Annotated in this window: 5 protein-coding genes and 1 pseudogene; all 6 read left to right on the plus strand. The window is 31.4% G+C overall.

Annotated features, from left to right (window positions below):
• Positions 1–1740 (plus strand): annotated as a pseudogene (locus ACVC2P_RS12435) (hypothetical protein); the annotation flags it as partial.
• The gene (ybeY, locus tag ACVC2P_RS12440) at positions 1733–2149 is read left to right on the plus strand and encodes an rRNA maturation RNase YbeY (protein ID WP_452598790.1); all 417 of its coding nucleotides are present in this window, start codon (positions 1733–1735) and stop codon (positions 2147–2149) included. The pseudogene ACVC2P_RS12435 and the gene ybeY, both read left to right, overlap by 8 nt.
• Before the next feature lie 162 nt (positions 2150–2311).
• Positions 2312–4183 (plus strand): tRNA uridine-5-carboxymethylaminomethyl(34) synthesis enzyme MnmG, encoded by a 1872-nt coding sequence (gene mnmG / locus ACVC2P_RS12445; RefSeq protein WP_452598791.1) that lies wholly within the window; start codon positions 2312–2314, stop codon positions 4181–4183.
• A gap of 770 nt (positions 4184–4953) precedes the next feature.
• Entirely contained in the window at positions 4954–5076 is a 123-nt protein-coding gene (locus ACVC2P_RS12450) for a hypothetical protein (RefSeq protein WP_452598792.1), read from the plus strand.
• 275 nt (positions 5077–5351) lie between these two features.
• Complete coding sequence (locus ACVC2P_RS12455; protein ID WP_452598793.1) at positions 5352–6206, plus strand: class I SAM-dependent methyltransferase; 855 nt, start codon at positions 5352–5354, stop codon at positions 6204–6206.
• 231 nt (positions 6207–6437) lie between these two features.
• Positions 6438–6911: OmpH family outer membrane protein (locus tag ACVC2P_RS12460; RefSeq protein ID WP_452598794.1), on the plus strand; the 474-nt coding region annotated here is incomplete at its 3' end.

The raw sequence follows: 6911 nt of genomic DNA on the forward strand, positions 1-6911 counted from the left end.
AAAGAAAACGAAGAGCAACTTAAAAAGGATGAAAAACTATTAAAAGAACTAGAAAAGCTTACCGAAAAAATAAACAAAGAAGAATTAGCTCAAAAACTTGAAAAATTAGCAAAGCAAAATAAAAATCAAAAAAGAAGCTTAGAGCAAATGCTTGAACTTACTAAACGTTATTATGTAAGTAAGAAAATGGAGAAAATAGGAAATGAGTTAGACAAGCTAGCAAAGCAACAAGACTCGTTAGCACAAAAAACGCCAAAAGAAAACACTAAAGAAAAGCAAGACGAGCTTAATAAAAAGTTTGAAGACATACAGAAACAACTTAAGGCATTAGATAAAGAAAACAAGTCGCTAAAAAAGCCTATGAAGTTGCCAAGAAACGAAAATAACGAAGACACAATAAAGCAAGAACAACAAAAAGCATCTGAAGCATTAGAGCAAAAAGAACAAGCACAAGACCAGCAAGAACAAGACAAAAAAAATGCAGAGGCAAAAAAGAGTCAAAAGAAGGCCGCTCAAAAAATGAAACAAATGAGCCAAAAAATGCAATTACAAATGAGTGCTGGTGGAGCAGGTGGAGACGAAGCATTGCAAGAAGATATAGAAACATTAAGGCAAATATTAGATAACTTGGTTGTATTCTCTTTCGATGAAGAAGCCATAATGAATCAATTTAAAAGCATAGAAGTAAACCATAACGAGTACGCACAATATTTAAGAAAACAAAAAGAATTACGTTCGCATTTTGAGCATATAGACGATAGCCTTTTTGCATTATCATTAAGACAACCAAAAATATCTGAACAAGTAAACAAGGAAATATCCGAAGTTTATTTTAATGTAGATAAAGCCATGGCGCAGCTAGCAGAAAATAATATATATCAAGGTGTAGCCGCACAGCAATATGCAGTAACATCAGCAAATAACTTGGCAGACTTTTTAAGTAATACAATGGATAATATGCAAGACCAAATGGGAATGCCATCGCCTGGACAAGGACAAGGAGATGTTCCTTTGCCAGATATTATTATGAGCCAAGAACAGCTTAATGAAATGATGAAAGAAGGCATGAAAAAGAGCAAAGAAGGCAACCCGCAAGAAGGAGAAGGAGACAAACCCGGAGGCAAACCTGGAGAAGAAGGAGAGAAGCAAGGCAAAGGGAAAAAAGAAGGTAAAGATGGAGAAGAAGGAAAAAAGGGAAAAGGAAAAAAAGGCAAGAACGGTAAAGGAAAAGATGGTAAAGAAGGCGAAAATGGAAACAGTAATGGAGAAGGTAAAGGAGGTAAGCAAGAAGGCTCAGATGGATTTAATGAAGATATAAACGGAGAACTTTATAAAATTTACCAGCAGCAACAGCAAATACGAATGGCGCTAGAAGAAAAACTATTACAAGATAAATTGAATGGTAAAGGTGTAGGCGGAGATGCCAAAAAACTACTTAAAGAAATGGAAGATGTAGAACTAGATTTAATAAATAAAGGGTTTACAAATGAAACATTATCTAAAATGATGAATCTACAACACCAATTACTAAAACTAGAAAAAGCAACATTTCATCAAGGGCAAGATACCAAGCGAAAATCTACAACCAATAAAAAAGAATACAGTAACACAACACGAAATCAAATCCCAAAAGCAAAAGAATATTTTAATACTACCGAAATTTTGAACAAGCAAACACTACCTTTGCAGCAAGTTTATAAAAAGAAAGTACAAGACTATTTTAAGCAGAATAATGATTAGCTTTAATTACGAAAACAAATTTACGTTACCAAACGAAGAGAAAATATCTAAATGGATATCTAATGTAATAGCATCCGAAAATTGTAGAGAGCAAGAAATAAATTACGTATTCTGTGACGATGAGTATTTACACAAATTAAATGTAGAATTCTTAAAACATGATACCCTTACAGATATTATAAGTTTTGATTATTCTGTAGGAAAAGAACTACAAGGGGATATTTTTATTTCTACAGAAAGAGTAGCGGATAATGCTAAAGATTTTGATAATTCTTTTGAAGAAGAACTACATCGTGTTATCGTTCATGGCGTATTACACTACTGTGGATATAAAGATAAAACTGAAGCAGAAGCAGATGAGATGAGAACAAAGGAAAATTTCTACCTTAACGTCTTAAAAGAGAATTAACTAATTCGACGTATATTTGCAAATTCTAAAACGTGAAACAAAAACGTTCCACGTGGAACAATGGAGTTTGTGTATAACAAAACCCTAATTAAATATTTAAAATTATAAAACAATAGCGTGTCTAATACAAATTAAACACGCTGTTGTAAAATCATAATAGTTATGTTTAACGAAGTATATGATGTAATAGTTGTAGGAGCAGGACACGCAGGAAGTGAAGCCGCAGCTGCAGCCGCAAACATGGGAAGTAAAACATTGTTGATTACAATGAATCTTCAAAACATTGCGCAGATGTCTTGCAACCCAGCAATGGGAGGAATAGCAAAAGGACAAATTGTAAGAGAAATAGATGCGTTAGGAGGCTACTCAGGAATTGTAAGTGATACGTCTGCTATACAATTTAAAATGCTTAACAAATCTAAAGGACCAGCAATGTGGAGTCCTAGGGTGCAAAGCGATAGAATGCGATTTGCTGAAGACTGGAGATTACTTTTAGAACAAACTAAAAACTTAGATTTCTATCAAGAAATGGTTGCTGGGCTTATCGTTGAAAACGGAAAAGTAACAGGAGTAAAAACCTCTCTTGGAATAGAAGTAAAAGCAAAAACAGTAGTACTTACAAATGGCACCTTTTTAAACGGCTTAATACATATTGGAGATAAAAACTTTGGTGGCGGTAGAGCAGGAGAAAAAGCAGCAACGGGAATTACTGAGCAGTTAGTAGATTTAGGCTTCGAATCAGGAAGAATGAAAACAGGAACGCCACCAAGAGTAGATGGTCGGTCTTTAGATTATTCTAAAATGATAGAACAACCAGGAGATGTTACACCAGAAAAATTTTCGTATTTAGATATAACCAAACCATTGAAAAAACAACGCTCGTGTTACATGACTTACACAAGCGAAACGGTTCATGATTTGTTAAGAGAAGGCTTTGATCGTTCGCCAATGTTTAATGGTAGAATTAAAAGTTTAGGGCCAAGATATTGCCCATCTATAGAAGATAAAATAAACAGGTTTGCAGATAAAGATAGACATCAATTATTTGTAGAGCCAGAAGGCTGGAATACGGTTGAGGTTTATGTAAACGGATTCTCTACATCGCTTCCAGAAGATGTTCAATTTAAAGCGATGCGTTCTGTAGCCGGGTTCGAAAATGTAAAATTCTTTAGACCAGGATATGCAATAGAGTACGATTATTTTCCGCCAACACAATTAAAGCATACACTAGAAACTAAACTAGTAGAAGGTTTGTTTTTTGCTGGGCAGATTAACGGTACAACAGGGTACGAAGAAGCAGCATCTCAAGGATTAATGGCTGGAATAAATGCAGCTTTAAAAGTACAAGAAAGAGAAGCATTTATATTACAGCGAAACGAAGCTTATATAGGTGTTTTAATAGACGATTTAATTACAAAAGGTACAGAAGAACCATATAGAATGTTTACGTCGCGGGCAGAGTATAGAACACTGCTTAGACAAGATAATGCAGATTTTAGGCTAACACCAAAAGGATACAATTTAGGATTAGCTAGTGAAAATCGTTTGCGAAGAATGGAAAAAAAGCAAGCGCAATCAGAGCAATTTGTAAAATTCTTTAAGGATACAAGCGTTAAGCCAGAAGAAGCAAACCCTGTTTTAGAAGCTAAAGGATCTGCAACAGTTAAACAGCAAGGAAAAATGTTTAAGCTATTTGCAAGACCAAACATAGAGATGGAAGATGTGCGTAAGTTTAAAGCCGTTGAAGATTATATTGTAGAACAGAATTTGGATAGGGAAGTGCTAGAGCAAACAGAAATTCAAGTAAAATATTCTGGGTATATAGATAAAGAAAAGAATAACGCTGATAAATTGACTCGCTTAGAAAATATAAAAATCCCGCCAAATTTCGATTACTCAAAACTGAAATCTATGAGTTTAGAAGCAAGAGAAAAACTAAATAAAATTCAGCCCGTAACCATTTCTCAAGCCTCAAGAGTAAGTGGAGTTTCACCAAGTGATATTTCAGTGCTTTTGGTTTTTATGGGAAGATAATTACAGGATAAAATTTAAATTGAGCAGTTGAAAACAGGTGTTAAAAAAACCTTTTTAACTGCTTTTTTTGATTTGCAACTATAACAGTTTTTTTGCTTAATAGAGATTGAATACATGTGTTAAGTTATTAATCAATCTCTGTTTTTGTATAAAGGTTCCACGTGGAACACTTCGTGGATATTCGAGTTTTTTATTTTTATTTAGATGTAAATTGCTGTTTATTTGTGCTTGTGAAAAAGCACTAAGGTTAATATTATGAAAGTCTATAGGAGAATATTATTTATAATAATTGGTGTTTTAATTATAGTAGTACTTAATAAAATATATACTTTCTACAATGCACTAAAGGTGTTTTGAGTATACACAAAAACCAGGAATCTCAACATATAAAATAGCAAGCAAAATTGATTTTGAAAACTATAAAAACCAAGCTGATTCTAGTAATAAATTCTCTTTAAAAAATTTAGACTTTAAAGTTCCTATAACCCAAAAAGTAGTATACAATTCATTAGTAAATAGAAAAGCGAAAGTTATCAGTTTTATAGACAGTACTACTATAGTAAAAGTATAGTTCAGATATTGTTGGTTTAGATTTTATTAAACACATTAGTGATATATATAAAGGTATTGATGAGAAAGTATTTAAAGACTACTTTAACAAGCATAACATATCTACGAATTATAATTAAGTTAAACATGTTTTTAATTTCACACCCGATGATGTTAAATGGTATGATTCTAATAAAGATGTTTTAGTTAGATATTCTCTAATGAGATTTAAAGAACTAATAATGGCAAAAGGATATAAAGATTATCTTAATAATTTCGAAACAGAACATATAAAGGGATTTCAATTTGGTAATCCTGAATATTCAAAAAGAGGTTTATCTTGATTTTTTTGACATAAAAGACAAACAGTACTCTATTATTTTTACAGGTAAATTTACCCAAGGATTTATCGATTATGTTTTAAAAAATATAAAAACAAATCATAAATTTGAAGTATCAAAAAATAATCGATAATAATACGTTGACAATTTATAAGTAAGAATAAAAGTTAATGTCAGTTCGAGTGATTCCGATTATTATCGGAATTGTATCGAGAACTAATTTAGAATTATGAATTTTAGGTACTAATTTTAATTAATGCAAAAAGCATTTTAAGTTCGTGAACAAAACACAAAACACATATATTACAGTAAAAGATTATTCTGTATCAGGAGAAGACTTTCAATTAATTCATAATACTGAATACGATTATTTAGAAACAACACCTAAACCTTCGGTTGAAGATTTACCAGGTTATTATAAAAGTGAAGATTATATTTCGCACACAAATTCTAAACGTAACATTTTCGAGAAAGTCTATCATAAAGTTCGTGAGATTTCGCTAAAGAAGAAATTAAAACTAATAGAGTCTTTTCAACCTAAAGACAAAACACTTTTAGATATAGGTTGTGGAACAGGTGCTTTTTTAAAAGTGGCTAAAGATAATGGTTGGTCTATTTATGGAGTAGAACCAGATAAAGATGCAAGAGCAATTGCTAATTCAATAACAGGAAATACAATTTATAACACCAATCAACTTTCAAAATTTGAAGACCATACTTTCGATGTTATTACACTTTGGCATGTTTTAGAACACTTACCTAATTTAAAAGAACAAGTCTCACTTTTTAAAAGATTATTAAAACCAGAAGGAACTTTGGTAATAGCTGTACCTAATTATAAAAGTTACGATGCTAGCTATTATAAAAACTTTTGGGCAGCTTACGATGTGCCAAGGCACCTTTGGCATTTTTCGCAAACGGCAATAAAAAGACTCTTTCAAAAAGAGAACATGAAAGTTGTAAAAACACTACCAATGATTTTCGATGCGTTTTATGTAAGTCTGCTTTCCGAAAAATATAAAAATAAAAGGATGAATCCTTTTAACGCTTTTTTAGTTGGTTTAAGATCAAATGTAAAGGCGAAACGCTCTGGAGAGTATTCTTCACTAATTTATGTAATAAAAAACGATTAAAAATTATTTTAAATAAGTTTTATAGCGTGTTTTTGTTGTTAAAAGCCATATTGCATTAGTCTTTTTTAAAAAGCGCTTAAAACGCTTTATATGAGCTTGTTTTTTATAAATAATTCTTATTAGTCTTTATTTAAGTTATAATAAATTCTTATGATTGTTATTTCAACATATTTAGTTGCATAATAATAGTCTTATCTTTTATATTTTTGCGCCACACTAAAAAATATAAAAATGAAGAATTTAATTTTAGCAACGTTTGCACTTTTAATATTTGCATCATGTCAAGAACAAAAAATAGGATATCTTGATAGCGGAGAAGTTATTAATGAATACCAGGAAAAAAAAGACATTGAAGAAAAATTTAAAACTAAAGAAGAAGCATTTAAAAAAAGAGCAGATAGTATAGGAAAAGCTTTTCAGTTTGAAGTTCAAAAATACAATGCTGAAAAAACTAGAATGAGTGCAAAGTCTAAACAAGAACAAGAACAAGAACTAGGGCAGAAGCAGCAAATTTTGCAGCAACAAATGCAGTTCGAGCAACAACAATTACAACAACAATATAGAGCAGAAATAGATTCTGTAATTGTTAAGGTTAAAGATTTTGTTAAAGGTTATGGAAAAACAAACGGTTACGAATATATTTTAGGAACAAGTGAAGCTTTACCAAGTGTTCTTTATGGAAAAGAAGAGAATAATTTAACAAAA

This window comes from Pontimicrobium sp. MEBiC01747 (genome assembly GCF_053601635.1).